At 64.4% G+C, this 18,028-nt stretch carries 16 protein-coding genes and 1 pseudogene; 4 read left to right on the forward strand and 13 right to left on the reverse strand.

Features of this window, described 5'->3' with window-relative positions; genetic code table 11:
- Positions 1–4: 4 nt before the first annotated feature.
- From puuE to K3F49_RS04670, 8 genes and pseudogenes are all read right to left on the reverse strand, one after another.
- Positions 5–934 carry an allantoinase PuuE gene (gene puuE, locus K3F49_RS04635; protein WP_234679713.1) on the reverse strand — a complete coding sequence of 310 codons (930 nt, stop codon included), beginning with the start codon at positions 932–934 and terminating at the stop codon, positions 5–7.
- Positions 935–1,348, reverse strand: coding sequence for a DUF3830 family protein (locus K3F49_RS04640; RefSeq protein WP_027531871.1), 414 nt, complete (start codon positions 1,346–1,348; stop codon positions 935–937).
- A gap of 97 nt (positions 1,349–1,445) precedes the next feature.
- Positions 1,446–1,730: a hypothetical protein gene (locus K3F49_RS04645; RefSeq protein WP_234679714.1), complete on the reverse strand. Its 285-nt coding sequence runs from the start codon at positions 1,728–1,730 to the stop codon at positions 1,446–1,448.
- Between the two features lie 969 nt (positions 1,731–2,699).
- A complete protein-coding gene (locus K3F49_RS04650; RefSeq protein WP_234679715.1) occupies positions 2,700–3,089 on the reverse strand; it encodes a hypothetical protein in 390 nt (129 codons plus the stop codon).
- A gap of 127 nt (positions 3,090–3,216) precedes the next feature.
- Positions 3,217–4,536 (reverse strand): alpha/beta hydrolase, encoded by a 1,320-nt coding sequence (locus K3F49_RS04655; RefSeq protein ID WP_234679716.1) that lies wholly within the window; start codon positions 4,534–4,536, stop codon positions 3,217–3,219.
- 129 nt (positions 4,537–4,665) lie between these two features.
- Positions 4,666–6,453 carry a chloride channel protein gene (locus K3F49_RS04660; protein WP_234679717.1) on the reverse strand — a complete coding sequence of 596 codons (1,788 nt, stop codon included), beginning with the start codon at positions 6,451–6,453 and terminating at the stop codon, positions 4,666–4,668.
- A gap of 12 nt (positions 6,454–6,465) precedes the next feature.
- Entirely contained in the window at positions 6,466–7,119 is a 654-nt protein-coding gene (locus K3F49_RS04665) for an L-fuculose-phosphate aldolase (protein ID WP_234679718.1), read from the reverse strand.
- Positions 7,120–7,312: 193 nt separating this feature from the next.
- Positions 7,313–7,526 (reverse strand): annotated as a pseudogene (locus K3F49_RS04670) (MarC family protein); the annotation flags it as partial.
- A gap of 104 nt (positions 7,527–7,630) precedes the next feature.
- Between K3F49_RS04670 and K3F49_RS04675 the strand changes: the two are divergent.
- The 4 genes from K3F49_RS04675 to K3F49_RS04690 all read left to right on the forward strand — a co-directional run bounded on the left by K3F49_RS04675 (position 7,631) and on the right by K3F49_RS04690 (position 11,323).
- Positions 7,631–8,200, forward strand: coding sequence for a YciE/YciF ferroxidase family protein (locus tag K3F49_RS04675; protein ID WP_234679719.1), 570 nt, complete (start codon positions 7,631–7,633; stop codon positions 8,198–8,200).
- Positions 8,201–8,388: 188 nt separating this feature from the next.
- Positions 8,389–8,772, forward strand: a complete 384-nt coding sequence (locus K3F49_RS04680; protein ID WP_234679720.1) for an Hsp20/alpha crystallin family protein — start codon at positions 8,389–8,391, stop codon at positions 8,770–8,772.
- Positions 8,773–8,780: 8 nt separating this feature from the next.
- Positions 8,781–11,162, forward strand: a complete 2,382-nt coding sequence (gene lon, locus K3F49_RS04685; protein ID WP_234679721.1) for an endopeptidase La — start codon at positions 8,781–8,783, stop codon at positions 11,160–11,162.
- A 5-nt stretch (positions 11,163–11,167) separates the two neighbouring features.
- A complete protein-coding gene (locus K3F49_RS04690; RefSeq protein ID WP_234679722.1) occupies positions 11,168–11,323 on the forward strand; it encodes a hypothetical protein in 156 nt (51 codons plus the stop codon).
- 71 nt (positions 11,324–11,394) lie between these two features.
- Here the strand turns inward: K3F49_RS04690 and K3F49_RS04695 are convergent, their stop codons facing one another.
- From K3F49_RS04695 to K3F49_RS04715, 5 genes are all read right to left on the reverse strand, one after another.
- Positions 11,395–11,697 (reverse strand): HU family DNA-binding protein, encoded by a 303-nt coding sequence (locus tag K3F49_RS04695; RefSeq protein ID WP_008139488.1) that lies wholly within the window; start codon positions 11,695–11,697, stop codon positions 11,395–11,397.
- Positions 11,698–11,978: 281 nt separating this feature from the next.
- On the reverse strand, positions 11,979–13,211 hold the full coding sequence (locus K3F49_RS04700) for an acetyl-CoA C-acetyltransferase (protein ID WP_234679723.1): 1,233 nt from the start codon (positions 13,209–13,211) through the stop codon (positions 11,979–11,981).
- Between the two features lie 116 nt (positions 13,212–13,327).
- The gene (locus K3F49_RS04705) at positions 13,328–14,791 is read right to left on the reverse strand and encodes a GH1 family beta-glucosidase (RefSeq protein ID WP_234679724.1); all 1,464 of its coding nucleotides are present in this window, start codon (positions 14,789–14,791) and stop codon (positions 13,328–13,330) included.
- Positions 14,792–14,951: 160 nt separating this feature from the next.
- Positions 14,952–15,371 carry a hypothetical protein gene (locus K3F49_RS04710; RefSeq protein ID WP_234679725.1) on the reverse strand — a complete coding sequence of 140 codons (420 nt, stop codon included), beginning with the start codon at positions 15,369–15,371 and terminating at the stop codon, positions 14,952–14,954.
- 136 nt (positions 15,372–15,507) lie between these two features.
- The gene (locus tag K3F49_RS04715) at positions 15,508–17,940 is read right to left on the reverse strand and encodes a TonB-dependent receptor (protein WP_452100424.1); all 2,433 of its coding nucleotides are present in this window, start codon (positions 17,938–17,940) and stop codon (positions 15,508–15,510) included.
- Positions 17,941–18,028: the final 88 nt, after the last annotated feature.

The raw sequence follows: 18,028 nt of genomic DNA on the forward strand, positions 1-18,028 counted from the left end.
GGCTTCACCCGATCTCGAACGCATCGAGATTCGCGTGCCTGTCGTGCCAATGCTGCGCGATCTGCAGCCGCGTCGGCACCCAGACGCGCTCGTGCTTGCCGATATAGTCGAGGAAGCGGATCAGGCCCGCCGCGCGACCCGGCCGGCCGGCGAGACGGCAGTGCAGTCCCACCGACATCATCTTCGGCGCGGTCTCGCCCTCGGCATAGAGCACGTCGAACGCATCTTTCAGATAGGTGTAGAACTGCTCGCCCTCGGCAAAGCCCTGCGGATTGATGAAGCGCATGTCGTTGGCATCGAGCGTGTAGGGAATGACGAGCTGCTTGCCGTTCGCGCCCTTGACCCAATAAGGCAGATCGTCGGCATAGGAATCGCAGAGATAGAGGAAGCCCCCCTCCTCCATCAGCAGACGGTTGGTGTTGATCGAGGAGCGCCCGGTGTACCAGCCGAGCGGCCGCGAACCGGTGGCCTCGGTATGGACGCGGATCGATTCGGCAATCTCGGCGCGCTCCTGCGCTTCCGTCATGTCCTTGTGCTCGATCCATTTCAGGCTGTGGCTCGCGATGTCCCAGCCGGACTCCTTCATCGCAGCGACGATCTCAGGATTGCGCTTCAGCGCGGTGGCGACACCGAACACGGTGGTCGGCCACTTCCGCTCATCGAACATCCGCCACAGCCGCCAGAAGCCAGCGCGTGAGCCATATTCGAACATGGATTCGATATTGGCGTGACGCTGGCCGGGCCAGGGCTGCGCGCCCAGCACGTCGGACAGGAACGCCTCCGACGCGCGGTCGCCGTGCAAAATGTTGTTCTCGCCGCCTTCCTCGAAATTGACGACGAACTGCACCGCGACCCGCGCGTTACCGGGCCATTGCGGATGCGGCGGATTGCGGCCGTAACCGCGGAGATCGCGCGGGTAGCTGCTATCAGTCACTCAGACTTCCTCGAAGCGGATCGGCAGCGCGCCCTTCCACAGCACGCTCTTGCCCAGCGTCGCGAGATTCTCGAGGCCCGAGGTCACCGTGATGAAGTGATTGCCGGCGAGTTGGCCCATCTTGCTGGCGAAGTGCACGCCGCCGTAAGCCATCAGGATCTCGGTCTCGCTGATGCCGCCGGGATAGAGGATGATCTGCCCGGGCGCGGGATAGCTGGTATGGTTCTCGTAGCCGACGCCAAAGTCGAGATCGCCGAGCGGCATCCAGACGCCTTCGCCGCTCCAGCGCACATGGATGATGTGGCTCTCGAACGGCAGCGCCTTGCGGAATGCCGCGACGGTCTTGGGCGCCGCCTGCTCCTCGAAGCGGGCATCGAAAGTGAAATCGCCGGCGCGGATAACGAGTTTGCTCATCTCATCTCTCTGGATCGGGGGCCAAGGGATTGGTGGCCCCACGGGAACTTGCAAGCAAAGAGCATTCCAGCGGGCTTCGCGCAAGTGGCGCTGCCCCTCACCTGCGGTCGTAAGACCAGCCGAACAGGCCGCTCCGCCGCACCTCCGGCTCGGGCTCTGCGACGGCAGCCGGCGGTGGCGCCTCCTTCAGTTCCGCCTGCGGCGCGATCGGTGGCGGCGCCGGCAGGTTCTCGCATTTCATGGAATAGACCAGCTTGCCGTCCGCGGTGCGTCCGATCGGCGCGCAGGGGTCGGAATGCGCCCCCGAGGTTTTTGGAGCAGGCTTCACCTGCGCCACAGCCGGCGAGGCGATCAAAAGCAGGATCAGCAGATATTTCGACATCGTTGTCGCGCCCGAAACCTATTGGCCCTATTCAACCGGATTGCGAGGGGCAAGTCCATCGGGCCCGGCTGAGCGATTGCCGAATATTTAGCCGGCGATGGTGCACGGCCTCTCTCTCGTGTCCCGGACGCGCTACAACGCGCGGTGCCGGCGGGTGGCGAGCTGCTTCCTACCGTCATTGCGAGCGCAGCGAAGCAATCCAGAATCCCTCCGCGGAACGACTCTGGATTGCTTCGCTGCGCTCGCAATGACGGAGTATGAAGCGACGACTTCGCTCTTCCGGTTCGCATTTCGAATCTCAGACACGCCTTCGCATCCTCGCGGCTTCTTTCGCCCGAGCTTTGCTTGATCTTTCCACCCTCTTGTCCAAGAGGGCGCAGGGAAGACCGGGTGCTGACCTCGCACCCGCGGTCCGCTGCGCGAAATGTAGCGCAGGAAAACCGCACAGCAGCATACAGGTGGCGCCAATCACTCGGCCTTCCCTGCGCGATGGTTTGACGGCTTATGCCGTGCTCTCCCGGGAGCCGAGTTCCTTCTGGCCTCCCTCGCCTCGCAGATGAGCGATGCGGTTGACCCGGTTGGGCGCTCCACACCTCCGCGACAGGCTTGACCGTAGCGACGACGGTCGGGACCACACGGTTTTGCCGTACGCGCGTTCGTCTGATGCCACAGGGTCTCGCGGCAGTGTGCACGCGCCGCAAGAATGTTGGCGAGACGAACTTCACAGCGCCGCTCATCCGCACGCGGTTTCGGGCTCACAGGGACTACCCGCCCTGCCCGCACCCCTCGTGCCGACGCTGCCGCGTCCACCGCAAGCCCGGCTCTCGATCAGTGACGACGTACGATCGCCCTCCAGGTCGAGCCGGGATGAGCGACACATACGTCATTTCCGAATTTCGGTAAAGCGAAATATTTTTGCAGAGAGGGATTGACGGCCCGCCCCGGTGTTTTGCCCGTCGAGGCAACCCGTCAGTACGGATTGTAGTAGCGCGGTCCGCCGTAGTAGCCGTAGCCGGGACCATAATAGCGCGGGCCGCCGCCATAGTAGTAGTTGTCGTAATATTCCTGGCGCCGGCTCTCGGCGATCGCGCCGCCGATCAGACCGGCCGCAACGCCCATGAAGGCAAGGCCCGCAGCGCTCGGCCCACGCCGGTAGTAGTGACGACGCCGGGCGGAGCTGAAGTCGGTCGCATTGGATGAACCTTGCCCCGCCACCGCGGGCGCGGCATTGGTCGGTGTCGGCGACGCGGCGGCCGACGGCGATAGGGACGCCACGACCAGCGCGAGACTGGCGAACGCGGCCAGCGCGGCCAGCGCGGTGCTGCGGCCTACTCTCGAGTTCACGGAACTGTCACTCATCTCGTCGTCCTCTGCTGTCGCCCAAAAAACGAGATATGGAAACAAACATAATGCGCAAAGCACTGAAATGGTTTCGTGATCGCGGCAATCTGCCACGCTTTGCCGGAATCGACAGCGCGCGCGACCTCTAGGCCCGATAACTCCAGTACTTCCGGAGTGAATCACCTGCGGCCTGGAGGTCGAAGCGCTGGTCGGGCGCGAGTTGCTGCGCGATCAGGTTGAACATGTCGTTCAGGATCGAACGCTTCTCGCCGAAATAGGAGTGGTGCAGGCCGACCAGGCTGGTGTCGACCAGCGACGCATCGATCGTGTCGATGCCGTCGACGACCGTCAGGGCATCGCCGGCCTCACCCGCCCGTGGATAGCCATGCACGAATTTCGAGGCGAGCAGCGCAACATCGCGCGAGGAGGCATAGAGCGTGACGCGCGCAGCGCAGCCCTTGAATTTCGCGGCGAGCTGGACGAAGCGATCGCGGTCGATGTCGGGCGCAGCAAAGATGATCTGACCGAGCTTTGCGGCGCCGGCCGGCAACTGCCACGACGTGACGCGTTCGAGCGTGTTGATCACCGCGCGGTTGCCCATGCTGTGGGCGATGATGTGCACCTTGCCGGCCCCGACCTCGCCGAGCGCCAGCTGGAGGAACGCCTCGAAATGATCGCGCGACCAGTCGATCGTGCTCTCGTCCACGGTGTACTTCTTGGTGTCCGCCGCCGACGCCCAGCTATAGAGCAACGTCCGGCCGGCGAATTTCAGATCCACTGCAAGCTGCCCGGCCCGCCGCGCCGCATCCTCGAACGTCACGTTGTAGCCGTGCACGAAGATCAGGACGTCGTGCTCCCCCGCCGCGGCAAGCGAGTCCTTCAGGCTGGTGACAAAGGCGTCCCGGGCGAGCGCGCCGACGCTCTTGAGGATCACGTGCTTTTCCGGATTGGGCGAGAATTCGAGATGCCACCAGCTGGGACTGGTGAGCTCGCCAAGGTTGCGTCCGCGCGTGGGTACGCTGACCTCCGCGATCCCGAAGACAAGCTCTCCGCGCGCACCGCGAAAATAGTTCGCCGGTGTATCGTCGCCCCGGGCGCGATCGGTGCCGTAGAAGACAGGGATGGTGACAACACCGGTTGCCTCATCGGTGGTCGGCCTGACGGTATCAGGAACGACAGGCGCCGTGACTCGGCCGCGCCGTGTCACGGTCTCCCTGGCGGTAACGGGCGCCGCCATGTCTGCCACCACGCGCTCGACCAGGTCCATGGCCGGCGGCTCAGCGAGCAGGCGCACGACCAGCAGGTCGAGCGACTGGCGAAGCTTGTCCGGATCTTCGCCTTGGCCGGCGCGAGCGGCAAGCTCCTGCAATTCCTCGGCGTAAGGGGGCCATTTGTCGCCCAGCAGATCCTTCAACCGGGGCCCGAGTTCGAGCAAGGCAAGCAACAGGCGAAGCGTGTCCGACATCGCACGTCCCTCGTCGCTGAGTGCGGCCCGGACGCTCGCCCTGCCGTCTGCCCCTAGCCTAGAGGTTGTGGACGATCTGGCAAGTCCGCTCAGCGTGCCAGCGGCAACTTGCCCGGGTGCGCGTGCGGTTTACGACAGCGCCCCCAGCACGCCGCGCGTGGCCTTGTCGATCTCCTCGACATAGCGGCGGCGGGCAAAGTTCTCGGTCAGGAACCCGACCACCTTGCGGCTGTCGGTGGAATCAACCACCGCCAGCATCTCGGCCTCCGCTTCGTCGAACACCGCCATCGCGCTCTTCACGTTCATCTCCGGGATCAGCACGATCTCGGTCAGGCGCGCGAGCTCGATGATTTGGATCTCGTCGGCGATGGTGTCGAGGTCGCTGGCAAACAAATCGGGCAGCAGGACGAGGCCGACATATTCGTCAGTATTGTTGACGATGACGATGCCGGGCCGCGATCCCAACGCGAATTCCGCCCTCGTGGCAGCGATGGTGGTGGTCGACGGCACCTTGCCGACGTCGGAGCGCATCAGCCGCTCGACGGTGAGGTTGCGCAGCCAGCCGACGTCGTTGGCGCTGCGGATGGTCTCGCCGCGCAGATGCAGGCGCCAGGTCGAGAAGGAATGGCCGAACATGAAGCGGACGCAGATCGAGGTGACGATGCAGCCGGCCAGCACCACGGCGGTGACGTCGACATTGCGGGTCATCTCGAGCACGAGGAACGACATGGTCAGGGGACCGCCGACGATGGCGACGCCGAGCGTGGCCATGCCTGTCAGCATCGCCACCAGCGGATCGATCACGAAGTTCGGGCTGATCAAGAGCAGCACCGCGGAGAAGAACTTTCCGATCAGGCTGCCGACGAACAGCGAGGCGAAAAATAGTCCGCCGCGGAAGCCCGAGGCCAGCGAGATCAGGCAGGCCGTTACCTTCAGCGCGATGATGATCGCGATCAGGCCGATGGTCATGTCGTGGAAGAGATCGAGCACCATGGCGCCGTGCCCGGCCGCGAGCACTTGCGGCGTGACGATGGCGAAGCCGCCGACGATGAGGCCGCCGATCACCGGGCGCAGCCAGACCGGCAGCCATTTGAACAGCCGCTCGAACATCGAGGACGAACGCATCACGGCGATGCCGACGCCGCTGGTGATGAGCGCGAGCACGATCAATGCGAGATATTGCTCGACGCCGACCGCGCTCACCTTGGGGATTTCGATCGAGTAAGGCGCGCCGCCGAGCCATTGCGCCGTCAGCGCGCCGGCAAGCGAGGCCGCCAGGATCGGCGCGGCGCTGCCGACCGAATAGACGCCGACGATCAGCTCGCAGGCGTAGAACGCACCGGTGATCGGCGCGCCGAAAGCCGCCGCGATCGCCGCCGCCGCGCCGCAACCCACGATCAGGCGGAGGTCGTTGCGGCGGAGATTGAAGAACTTTCCGAACAGCGAGGCGATGCCCGACCCGATCTGGGTGTAGCCAGCCTCCAAGCCGACCGAGGCGCCGCAGCCGTTCGAGATCAGCGTCTGGCTCGATACCACCACGCTGTCGCGCATCGACAGATTGCCGCCGCGCAGCGCGTTGGCCTCGATCGGGTCGACCGCGCTGGAGATCTTCCACCGTCGCCGCCACCACTCCATGATGCCGAGCACCAGGCCGCCCAGCGCCGGCGCGATCATCGCCGCCCAGGGGTTGATATGGGTGTTGGCCGAGAGGCGCACGTCGATCGGAATGCCGTAGATCACGACATGGGCAATCTGCGCGATCTCGGCCATCAGTGTCACGATCGCGCCGGCCAGCGTGCCGATCACGAGCGACAGCGGGATCAGGTAGAACTCGTTGCTGCGCAGCAGCGCGCGCAGCCGAACCATGGTGCGGTTGGTGCCCTTGCCGTCGACGAAATATCTGATCCGCGCGAACACCGCTTGCGAGCCCTACCCTTCCGACAGGCCGTAGCCGGCCATGCGCTGGCGGACCCGTTCAATCTCGTCGCTCGAGAGCAGCGGCGGTTTGCCGATCTGGAGGCAGCCGTGATATTGCCGCGCCAGCGTCTCGACCTCGACGGCGAGCCACATCGCCTTGTCGAGCGTCTTGCCGACCGCGATCATGCCGTGATGGTCGAGCAGGCACGCGAGCCGGCCGACCAGCGCGCGCACCGCGTGCTCGGACAGCTCCGCCGTGCCGAAGGTGGCATAGGGCGCGCAGCGAATGCTGTCGCCGCCGGCGGCCGCGATCATGTAGTGCACGGGCGGGATCTCCATGCCCATGATCGCCAAAATGGTGCAATAGGTCGGATGGGCATGGACGACGGCGTCGACGTCGGCGCGCGCCTTCAGGATGTCCAGATGGAAGCGCCACTCGCTGGATGGCTTCTGCTCTGGGGCGTGCGAGCCGTCCATCGCCATGAACACGATCTGGTCCGGCGTCATGGCGTCATAGGGCAGGCTGGTGGGCGTGATCAGGAGCCCAGCCCCGTGCCGTACGCTGATATTGCCTGACGTGCCCTGGTTGATGCCGAGCGCGTTCATGCGGCGGCAGGCGTCGATGATGGCTTGTCGCTTTGCGAGCTCGTCCGCTGTCATCGACATCCCGATTTTGTCTCGACCTTCTTATCGATCTCGTTGGCGATGGGCGCTTGTTAGACCCGAAGTACGTCAAAGCAATATGGCAGTGCAAGCGAAAGCGGACCTGTTCAGGCGCCGTCGCACCGGCGGGCCCGCCACACCACGAATTGTATCGTAAAATCAATGGATTAACAGATCGTCACAGCCCGATAAAACTCTAGGACAGGCTGGCCCGGACGGCGGCAATCCCGTTGATCACGAACTGCACCGAATAGGCCGCGAGCAGCATGCCGAGCACGCGCGAGCACGGCATTTCCGGTCCGGCCCAGCGTCCGCGCGATCAGGTGCGCAGAGATGAAGCAGAACATGCAGATCAGGCAGACGGCGAGGACGACCGCGATGATGATCGCGAGCCTCGCCCCGTAGCCGGCGGCTCGCGGGAGCCTTCGCGAGGAACATTTGCTGATCCAGGCTCTTGATCGCGTGAGGATTGAGGAAGGGCATGCCTTCCCGTGTCGCCTCAAGAGGAGGACTTATGGCTAAGACAGCAAAGAAACGTGCGAACAAGAAAAAGGCCGCAGCGCGCCGCCCACGTCAGGCGCCCAAGATGCTGAGCGACCTGTTTCTGGAAACATTGAAGGACATCTATTTCGCCGAGAACAAGATCATCAAGACGCTCCCGAAGATGGCCAAGGCCGCGCATTCGAAGGACCTTGCCGCCGCCTTCAACAAGCATCTGCGCGAGACCCAGGGCCAGGTCAAACGGCTGGACCAGATCTTCAAGATGCTGGGCAAGCCTGCGCGCGGCAAGCCGTGCGAGGCGATCAACGGCATCACCGACGAGGGCGCCGAGATCATGAAGGACTTCAGGAACGCCCCTGCCCTCGACGCCGGCCTGCTCGCGGCAGCGCAGGCGGTCGAGCACTATGAGATCTCCCGTTACGGCACGTTGCGCACCTGGGCCGAGGAGCTCGGCATGCCTGACGCGGCAAGGCTGCTTCAGGCGACGCTGGACGAGGAAGAGGCAACGGACCACACGCTGACCGAGCTCGCCACTTCGGTCATCAACCTCGAAGCGGAACAAGGGTACCGCGAAGCCGCCTGATCCCAACCATCCCGCCCAATTGTTGCCTCCGGCGCCGCGGATCATCTCCGCGGCGTCGATGCGTCTGAGCGCAAGGGCCTCCCCTCCTTCGAGGGGCCAGGCATGCTCCAAGCGCGCGATGCTGGAATTTGCTGGAACCATCACCATATCCCCGTTTTCCAACCGCAGCGCCTTCCCCGAGTTTTGCCATGCAACCGAAAAATCCCTTCGACTGGATGCTGTCCGAAGCCCTGGACCAGCTGACCCGCGGCGAACGGCTGCGCCGGCAGTTCGGCCGTCAGGAAGCCTGCTGGGAGCCGCCGATCGACGTGCTCGAGACCGAGCATGAGCTTTTGATCCTGGTCGCGCTTCCCGGCGTCAACCCGGACAATGTCGAGACGGTGATCCAGGACGGCGTGCTCATCATCTCCGGCCAGCGCACGCTCCCGCCGGAGCTTCGCAACGCCCGCATCCACCGGCTCGAGCTGCCGCAGGGGCGCTTCGAGCGCCGCATTGCATTGCCCCTTGGCCGCTACGCCATCAGCCGCTTCGTGATGGACGGCTGCGTCGCACTGCGCCTCGCCAAATCCTGAGGTCGATCATGGCCACCGAACAGATGAATACCGCACAGACCAATCCTGACGTGAATATCCCCGAAGACGCGCTGATCATCATCCCCGTGCGCGAGATGGTGCTGTTTCCCGGCGCCATCGCGCCGATCGCGATCGCGCGGCCGAAGTCGGTCGCCGCCGCGCAGCAAGCGCTGCGCGAGCAGCGGCCGATCGGCATCGTCCTGCAGCGCAGCCCCGAGACCGAGGAGCCCGGCCCGGACGATCTCTATCGCGTTGCGACCATCGCCAACATCGTGCGCTACATCACCGCGCCCGACGGCACCCATCACATCGTCTGTCAGGGCGTGCAGCGCGCGCGCATCATCGACTTCCTGCCGGGGACGCCGTTCCCGGCCGCGCGCATCCAGCAGATCCCCGAGCCGACCACGTCCTCGCCCGAGATCGAGGCACGGGCGCTGAACCTGCAGCGGCAGGCGATCGAGGCGATCGAGCTGCTGCCGCAGGCCCCGCCCGAGCTGGTCGCGATGTTCCAGAGCACCACCGCGCCCGGCGCGCTGGCGGATCTGGCGACCTCGTTCATGGACATCAAGCCGCAGGACAAGCAGGAGGTGCTGGAGACCATCGACCTCGCTCTGCGCGTCGAGAAGGTGTCGAAGCATCTGGCCGAGCGGCTGGAGGTGCTGCGTATCTCCAACGAGATCGGCCAGAAGACCAAGGCCTCCTTCGACGAGCGGCAGCGCGAGGCGATCCTGCGCGAGCAGATGGCGACCATTCAACGCCAATTGGGCGAAGGCGACGGCAAGGCTGCCGAGGTCGCCGAGCTGACGGCTGCCATCGCCAAGGCCAACATGCCGCCGGAGGCGGATGCGCACGCGAAGAAGGAGCTGCGCCGCTACGAGCGCATGCCCGAGGCCGCCGGTGAATCCGGCATGGTCCGCACCTATCTCGACTGGCTGATCGAGCTGCCGTGGGCGCTGCCCGCGGAGAAGCCGATCGACATCAAGGAAGCGCGCCGCATCCTGGATGCCGATCATTTCGGGCTGGAGAAGATCAAGAGCCGGATCATCGAATATCTGGCGGTGCGCAAGCTGGCGCCGCAGGGCAAGGCGCCGATCCTGTGCTTCGTCGGCCCGCCCGGCGTCGGCAAGACCTCGCTCGGCCAATCCATCGCGCGTGCGATGGATCGCCCCTTCGTGCGCGTCAGCCTGGGCGGCGTGCATGACGAGGCCGAGATCCGCGGCCACCGGCGCACCTATATCGGCGCGCTGCCCGGCAACATCATCCAGGGCATCAAGAAGGCCGGCAGCCGCAACTGCGTCATGATGCTGGACGAGATCGACAAGATGGGCCGTGGCGTGCAGGGCGATCCCTCGGCCGCCATGCTGGAGGTGCTCGACCCCGAGCAGAACGGGACGTTCCGGGACAATTATCTGGGCGTGCCCTTCGACCTGTCGCGCGTGGTGTTCATCGCGACCGCCAACATGCTGGACCAGATTCCGGGTCCGCTGCTGGACCGGATGGAGCTGATCAGCCTCGCCGGCTACACCGAGGAGGAGAAGCTGGAGATCGCCAAGCGCTACCTGGTGCGACGGCAGCTCGAGGCCAACGGCCTGACTGCCGAGCAGGCCGAGATCGAGCCGGAGGCGCTGAAGCTGGTCGTCAAGGGTTACACCCGCGAGGCCGGCGTGCGTAACCTCGAGCGCGAGATCGGCAAGCTGTTCCGCCATGCCGCAGTGCAGGTCGCCGAAGGCACGGTTGCGAAGGTCGTGGTGACGCCGAGCGACATTGGCACCGTGCTGGGCCAGCCGCGCTTCGAAGGCGAGATCGCGCAGCGCACCAGCATTCCCGGCGTGGCCACCGGCCTTGCCTGGACGCCGGTCGGCGGCGACATCCTCTTCATCGAGGCCTCGCGCGTGCCCGGCCGCGGCGGGATGATCCTGACCGGCCAGCTCGGCGACGTCATGCGCGAGAGCGTGCAGGCAGCGATGACCCTGGTGAAGAGCAAAGCCACGCAGCTCGGCATCGATCCCCAGGTGTTCGAGAAGAGCGACATACACGTTCACGTGCCGGCGGGTGCAACCCCGAAGGACGGACCGAGCGCGGGTGTGGCGATGTTCACGGCGCTTACGTCACTGCTCACCAATCGCACGGTACGCAGCGACACGGCGATGACCGGCGAGATCTCTCTGCGCGGGCTGGTGCTGCCGGTCGGCGGCATCAAGGAGAAGGTGGTGGCTGCGGCCGCCGCCGGCCTCAAGCGGGTGATGCTGCCGGCGCGCAACAAGCGGGACTACGACGACATCCCGAAGAGCGCGCGGGACAAGCTTGAATTCATCTGGCTGGAGCGCGTCGACGAGGCCATCGCCGCAGCGCTCGAGCCGGCGGAAGCCAAGATCGAAGCGGCGGAGTGAATGCGATGAAGAAACTGCTGGAAGAAGCGAAGCGATCGCGGACAACGCAGAAAGTGCGCCAGCTGCTCGATCGTGCCATCGACCGGGTGCGCGATGCACTTGCAGGACCGGAGCCACGGCTTCAACCGATCCCGGTTCGGGCCAGGCGCCGCAAGGGCTGATCCCCTCCGTATCGGCCCCTGCAGTCACACAGTACAAAAGGCCCCCTCTCATCGAGGGGGCCTTTGCGTTATCAGGCCACAGCGTCCTTGGCAGCCTTGACCGGGCGGGCGCGGACGATCTTCCGGGCCGGCTTGGCCTTGAACATCATCTCTTCACCCGTGAACGGGTTGGTGCCCTTGCGCGCCTTGGTCGCGGGCTTCTTGATGACCACGAACTTGGCGAAGCCCGGCACCAGGAACAGGCCGTTCTTCTTGAGCTCCTTGTGACCGACGTCGGTCAGCGTCTCCATGACGCTCTTGACGTCACGCTTGGAAAGCTCGGTGGCGGTCGCAATCTTTTCGATCAACTGCGATTTCGACATTTGGGCTGGCATCGTGTCTCCTCTGATTCGTTGCCGGTTGCATATTAGACCAACCGGCGAAGGCCTATAGCCTTCTGCACAGTTTTGTCGCGGTTTTACGGGCTTTTTTGGCCCCCTGTGGCAAAAACCCCTGCATTTTAGCGGCTTCCGGAGCGGAAGGCACCTCTGGCAGCGGTTTTTGCCTTGTTTCAAAGGCCCGCAAGCAGCCTTGCTAAAGCTGATTCGATGCTTTCGACAAGCGACGACCGGCCTCTTTGCGGGAGACCGGTCACGATTCACCCTGAAAAATAAGGCTAGATGCGCTCGATGATGACCGCCGGAGCCATGCCTCCCGCGGCGCACATGGTGACGAGACCACGCTTGAGGTCGCGCCGTTCGAGCTCGTCGAGCACGGTGCCGATCAGGATCGAGCCGGTCGCGCCGATGGGATGGCCGAGCGCGATCGAGCCGCCATTGACGTTGACCTTGGCGCGGTCGAGCTTGAGATCGCGGATGTATTTTTCCGCGACGACCGCAAAGGCCTCGTTGATCTCGAACAGATCAATGTCGTCGATGGTGAGTCCGGCCTTCGCCAGCACCTTGCGCGTCGCCGGCACCGGCGCGTTCAGCATCAGCGTCGGCGAGTCCCCCATGTTGGCCATCGCGACCACGCGGGCGCGCGGCTTGAGACCATGCGCCTTGGCGTAAGTCGGCGAGGCCAGCAGGATCGCGGCGGCGCCATCGACCACGCCGGACGAGTTACCGGCGTGGTGCATGAAGTCGATATCGAGATCAGGATATTTCTGCAGGATCAGGCCGCGATAGGTCGTGCCCCTGTCGTCGAGCGCATAGTCGGCGATCGCGGGGAATGCGGGCTTCAGGCTGCTGAGCCCTTCCATCGTGGTCTGCGGCCGCGGATATTCTTCATGGTCGAGCGCGAGGCTGCCGTCCTCGCGGTGAACGGGCACGAGGCTCTTGTTGAAATGGCCGCCGGCAATCGCCTGTGCCGCCCGCTTCTGGCTTTCCAGCCCGAGCGCGTCGACGTCCCGGCGCGTGATGCCTTCCAGCGTCGCGATCGCATCGGCGCAGACGCCCTGATGCGACTGCGGGTGCCGTGCACGCAGGCGCAGATTGCCGTTATCCATCATCATCGGACCGCCGCCGCGACGTCCCTCCATTGACATCATCTCGCATCCGCCGGCGATGACGAGATCTTCCGCGCCAGCCATGATCGAGGAGGCCGCCATGTTGACGCTGGTGATGCCGGAGCCACAAAACCGATCGAGCGTCACCGCGCTCGCGCGCACGTCGTAGCCGGCATCGAGTGCCGACATCCGCCCGAGATCGCCGCCTTGGGTTGCGACCTGCGCGCTGCAGCCCCAGACGATATCGTCGACATCGGCGGTGTTGATGCCGGTGCGGTCGGCGAGCGCGCGCAGCACCGTTGCGCCAAGCTGCTGCGGATGAATGCCGGAAAGCGCTCCCTTGCCGGCCTTGCCGACGCCGCGCGGGGTGCGGCAGGCATCGATGATCAGCGCGTCGGTCATGGGCGTTGTCCTCTTGTTATGAGTGTTGAGGCGGTTTTGAATCAGAGGGAGAGCGGAGTCAATGTGCGAGGCTTACGCCCCTCGCCCGGATTTTCCGCTGCGCGTAAAATCCGGGATCACGCCCCCGCTGCGTTGTTCGCGACCACGCTGCGATAGAAGCTCGCGCTCAGTTTCGGCGTACGTACCTGGGTGTCGAAATTGACGTGGTACAGCCCAAAGCGCTTGTTGAGCCCGAACACCCATTCAAAATTGTCCATCAGGCTCCAGAGGAAATAGCCGCGCACCGGGACACCCTCGGTGGTGGCGCGCTGGAGCTGGGCGAGATAATTGCGCAGATACATGATGCGGTCGGTGTCGTAAATCTTGCCGTCCGGAGTCACCTGGTCGTCCCCGGATGTGCCGTTCTCGCTGATATAGATCGCAGTGGTCTTCCAGATTTTTGCAGCGAGCTTCGGCACCCAGTACATCGTCTCGGGTCCGACGCGCAGCCAATCCGAATTCATATGGGGAAAGGCCTTTGGAATCGGCAGCGGCATGAAGCCCGCGCCCTGGTCTGACGCGACGATGTAGTGCTGCGGTGCGTAGATGTTGAGGCCGAGGAAATCCACCGGCGAGGAGATGATCTTCAGTTCGGCGTCGGTGTATTTCGGCGCGTCGGCGCCGGCATATTTCAGAAACGCATCCGTGTACTGGCCGGTCATGATGACGTTGAGATAGCCCGCGTTCAGCTCGCGCAGCGCGATCTCGGTGGCGCGGACGTTCTCGGGCGTATCGATCGCGGGAATGCAGGCATCGATGTTCTCGGCGGGCCCGACGCGCGTGCCGCGGCGGCCATGGGCGCGCACCGCCTGCACGGCGAGCCCGTGCGCCAGCGCGCTGTTGTGCCGGATCTGGTTCACTTCGGCCTGCCGCAGGGTCAAGCCCGGCGCATCGATGCCGATGCCGTAACCGAAATAGACGAAGCGGCCGCTCTCGTTCAGCGTGAAAACGTTCTTGACGCGATCGGTCAGGTGTTCGGCGACATAGGCCGCATAATCGCCGAAGATCTTGCAGGTCTCGGTCGAGCGCCAGCCACCAAAACGGTCCTGCAGCGATTGCGGCAAATCCCAGTGATAGAGCGTCAGCCACGGCTCGATGCCGTTCTTCAGGAGTTCGTCGACCAGGCGATTGTAGAAATCGAGCCCTTTCGGGTTCGGCTTGCCGTCTCCATCCGGGAACACCCGCGGCCAGGCCACCGAAAAGCGATAGGCCTTGCAGCCGAGTTGCTTGATGAGCGCGATATCGTCCTTGTAGCGATGATAGTGCTCGTTGGCGCGGTCGCCGGTGGTGCCGTCCTCGATCTTGCCGGGGATGCGGACGAACTTGTCCCAGATCGAGGCCCCTCGCCCGTCCTCGTCGACCGCGCCCTCGACCTGATAGGACGAGGTCGCCGTGCCCCAGAGGAAATTCTGCGGAAAGCCCCGCGCGCTCCGTGACGCCGCTGCCGGCATGGCGTCGGCGAGATCCAGCGGGGCCGTCATTCCGGCCGCAGACAACCCCGCGATTTTCGCGAATTGGCGACGCGAGACCTTGTCCGACATTGATGCTGCCCCGAGATGATTGATGCGGCGGCACAATGACGGGGCGCAGGCGGTTTGAAAAGCGCCGGCACCGGAGTTTGAGGATGCAGAATGGCGCGCCCCCCGGGGGGCGCGACATGTCGATGCAGGCGAAGCGACGGGCCGGCGATGGCCTCTGCGATCAGCGCGAGCGTTTCGGCAGCTTTGGAAGCTTGTCGGGATTGAACGCCGGGACCTGTCCGGTGACCTGCCCGGTTCGTTCAGGTGCCGCCGCCGGCTGTTCCGTCAGAATGAGCGTACCCTGGAGGACGATTCCCCCCGCCTGTCCGGCCGTCGCCGTGTAGGTCGCGATCTTGCCGGGGCACGTGCCCTCGATGTCCAGCGTCAGTTCATCATAGACGCCGAACACGGTGATGCGTCCCTCGGTATGACGCTTCGTCGACACGGTCGCGGTGAAACGATCGCCATCGACCTCCAGGGAGCCGTGATACGTCATCAGGCTGTCGCGGCCCCAAATCTGGCCGTCCGCGACATGGACGATGCCGGTGCCCTGGTCGAGTGGCGTTTTGTACCAGGCCGCGTAGGTCCCGTCCTTCAGCATGGGGAGCAGTCTCCCTTGGTCTTTTCGCGGCAATCATCCGCACAGTTGGCACTAAGGAACGGTTAATCACGCGGCCCGTGTGAATCCGGCCCCACAAGGCGCGGACACTGGGCGGTGGCCACACCACCACCTCGCTTCAGAACGTCACCCGCATCCCCGCATAGAACGCGCGCGGACGCGCCGGGCTGAGTGAACGCGGATCGGTGAAGCTGTTTCCACCGTTGGTAAAGTTCGGCAACGCGCCGGTGTCGAAGAACTGCCCGTAGGTCGCGTAGCGGTTGTCGAAGATATTGTCGACCTTGCCGTAGAGCTGAACGGTCTTGGTCACCTGATAGGAGGCGTACAGGTTGAAGACCGTGTAGGACGGCAGCTTCGCATATTGGTTGGATTCGTCGCCGACCAGATACTGGCTGGAGACGAACAGTGCGTTGCCGCCAACCTTCCACTCGTCAGTGACGGCGTAATCGACACCGACCTTGACGCGGTGGCGCGGGATCGCGGGAATCTGGTCGCCGGGCAAGACCTGGATATTGCCGTCGGCATCGGCGAAGGGGCTGTTCGAGCCGAGCGTCAATGCGTCGAGGAAGCGGGCATCGACGAAGGTATAGCTCGCCTGGAACTGAAGCGTCGATGATTTGATGTTGACCTCGGCCTCCAGCCCCTGCCGCCGCGTCCTGCCGACGTTGGTGAAGTAGCCAAAGCCGGTCCGGCCGGGAACGGGGACGGCCAGGATGTCATCATAATTGGTGGCGCGGAAGCCGCCGATCTTCCACCCGAGCGTGCCGATGTTCAGCTCCTTGGTGCCGCGCAGGCCCGCTTCCACGGTCTTGGAGACGACCTGTTTCAACGGCGGGTCGGAGACCAGAAACGCCGCGATGAGGCAGGGATTGTTCGGATCGGCACAGCCGAGTTCGAGCGGTGTCGGCGCGCGGTTAGCCTCGGAATAGCCGGCATAGGCGGTCAGCTCCGGCGTGACCTTGTAGGTCCCGCCGATCACCGGGTTGAACCGGGTAAAGGTGTAGTCGCCGTTGAGGGCGGTGCCGAGCTGATCCTCCAGCGAGATGCGCGCCACGTTGAAGCGGCCTCCGCCGGTGATCGCGAAGGCATCCGTGACGTTAAACGTATCCATCGCGTACAGGCCGTTATATTGATTGACGGTTCGCAGCGAGACGGGACCGGCGAAGCCGGTATCGATCGTGCCGGACGGCCCCAGGAAGAGACCGCTGCCGCTCACGACATAGTTCTCGCCTATCGAACCGATCTCGGCGGTGGCATCGTAGCGCGTGACGCTGGCGTCATAGCTTGTGCCGATCACGAAGCGGTTGTCGTGTCCGAGTAGCTGGTCGGTGTTGGTGGCCTGCCCCGATACGCCAAAGGTGGTCGAGCGTATCGAGCTCCGGTCGATCTCGCCGAGGATCGTTCCCGGCGCAAAAGGATTGCCAAGCTGAAGGCCGTTCGCGCCATTCGCGGGCGTCGCACCGTCGCCGAAGCACAGCAGCGCCGCGTCTGCCGTGCACTCGCCGACGTCGGTCGGATTGCCGTCGACCATCTTCTGCTCGTACCTGCGCACATGCGCGGTGCCTTCGAGCGTCCAGGTCGGCGTCGCATCGGCCTTGGCGGTCAGGTTGAGATAACCGACGCGGTTGGAGCTGGTCTGCGGTGTGGTGTATGTGGCGCCCCAATAATTATTGAGGAGCTCGGCGGGAACGGTGGCGTTGGCGCCGAAATCGTTCTTGGCCACTCCCATATTGACGTGAAATTCGCTGTCGCCGGCCTTGTAGCCGACATCGCTGTAGAAGCGCCGCACGTCCGATTGGGAGAAGTTGCGGAAGCCGTTGTCGTGCAGACCTTCGAGCGCGGCATAGATGCCGTAGTTCTGGTCAACCTGCTTGCCCCATTGCGCCGAGCCCTGGATGCGACCGAACGAGCCGCCCATGACGTCAAGCTCTGCGCCTTGATAGGTGAAGCCATCCTTCATTTGCAGATTGATCGCGCCACCCAGCGCGTTGAGGCCGAACGCGGGATTGTTGGTCACCAGCGTCACAGACCTGATCGCGGCGGTCGGGATCAGGTCCCAATTGACGGCATCCGAGAAGGCTTCGTTGATGCGCACGCCGTTCTGATAAACCGTGAGTCCTTGCGGCGTGCCGGTCACGGGCGAGGCGACAAAACCGCGAAATTCGACGTTCGGCTGGAACGGGTTGCCGGTGACCTCGCTGATGCTGACGCCTGCGATGTTGTCGCGTAGCGCATCCGTGACGTTAAGCGAGCCGGTACGCTTGATCTGGTTGGCGTCAACGGCGTTGATCGCCGACGGAACCTTGTCGGCCTCGAGACCCCTGCCGGTGCCGGGTGAAGTTGGATAAACGTAGATCCTGCCAGCCGTGGGCTTGCCGACGCTTGCGGCCGTCCGCGCGACCGGCCGCGACGGCGCGCGCCGTGCAGTTGGCTGCGGCGCCACCACCTCGATCGCCGGCAGGTTCTGTACGTTGGTCTCTTCGTCCTGCGCCGCGCGGGCATTGGTCCCGAAACAGAGTCCGGACACCGGCCCGGCCAAGACCGAGGCCATCAGCAAACGTCGCGTGTGTCCCGGCCTGCGCATTCCCGTTGTCCCACCCGTAACCTTCGGCTGTTTTGGTTTTCGCCGTTCGGTTGAG

This window comes from Bradyrhizobium monzae, assembly GCF_021458635.1.
Taxonomy (GTDB): domain Bacteria; phylum Pseudomonadota; class Alphaproteobacteria; order Rhizobiales; family Xanthobacteraceae; genus Bradyrhizobium.

Bases quoted from the DNA above. Each gene is read 5' to 3' on its own strand.
- K3F49_RS04655 (WP_234679716.1), bottom strand. From the start codon at position 4,536: ATGTCGGACACGCTTCGCCTGTTGCTTGCCTTGCTCGAACTCGGGCCC.
- K3F49_RS04690 (WP_234679722.1), top strand. From the start codon at position 11,168: ATGAAGAAACTGCTGGAAGAAGCGAAGCGATCGCGGACAACGCAGAAA.
- K3F49_RS04665 (WP_234679718.1), bottom strand. From the start codon at position 7,119: ATGTCGATGACAGCGGACGAGCTCGCAAAGCGACAAGCCATCATCGAC.
- K3F49_RS04705 (WP_234679724.1), bottom strand. From the start codon at position 14,791: ATGTCGGACAAGGTCTCGCGTCGCCAATTCGCGAAAATCGCGGGGTTG.
- K3F49_RS04640 (WP_027531871.1), bottom strand. From the start codon at position 1,348: ATGAGCAAACTCGTTATCCGCGCCGGCGATTTCACTTTCGATGCCCGC.
- lon (WP_234679721.1), top strand. From the start codon at position 8,781: ATGGCCACCGAACAGATGAATACCGCACAGACCAATCCTGACGTGAAT.
- K3F49_RS04695 (WP_008139488.1), bottom strand. From the start codon at position 11,697: ATGCCAGCCCAAATGTCGAAATCGCAGTTGATCGAAAAGATTGCGACC.
- K3F49_RS04645 (WP_234679714.1), bottom strand. From the start codon at position 1,730: ATGTCGAAATATCTGCTGATCCTGCTTTTGATCGCCTCGCCGGCTGTG.
- K3F49_RS04650 (WP_234679715.1), bottom strand. From the start codon at position 3,089: ATGAGTGACAGTTCCGTGAACTCGAGAGTAGGCCGCAGCACCGCGCTG.
- K3F49_RS04715 (WP_452100424.1), bottom strand. From the start codon at position 17,940: ATGGCCTCGGTCTTGGCCGGGCCGGTGTCCGGACTCTGTTTCGGGACC.
- K3F49_RS04680 (WP_234679720.1), top strand. From the start codon at position 8,389: ATGCAACCGAAAAATCCCTTCGACTGGATGCTGTCCGAAGCCCTGGAC.
- K3F49_RS04700 (WP_234679723.1), bottom strand. From the start codon at position 13,211: ATGACCGACGCGCTGATCATCGATGCCTGCCGCACCCCGCGCGGCGTC.
- K3F49_RS04710 (WP_234679725.1), bottom strand. From the start codon at position 15,371: ATGCTGAAGGACGGGACCTACGCGGCCTGGTACAAAACGCCACTCGAC.
- K3F49_RS04675 (WP_234679719.1), top strand. From the start codon at position 7,631: ATGGCTAAGACAGCAAAGAAACGTGCGAACAAGAAAAAGGCCGCAGCG.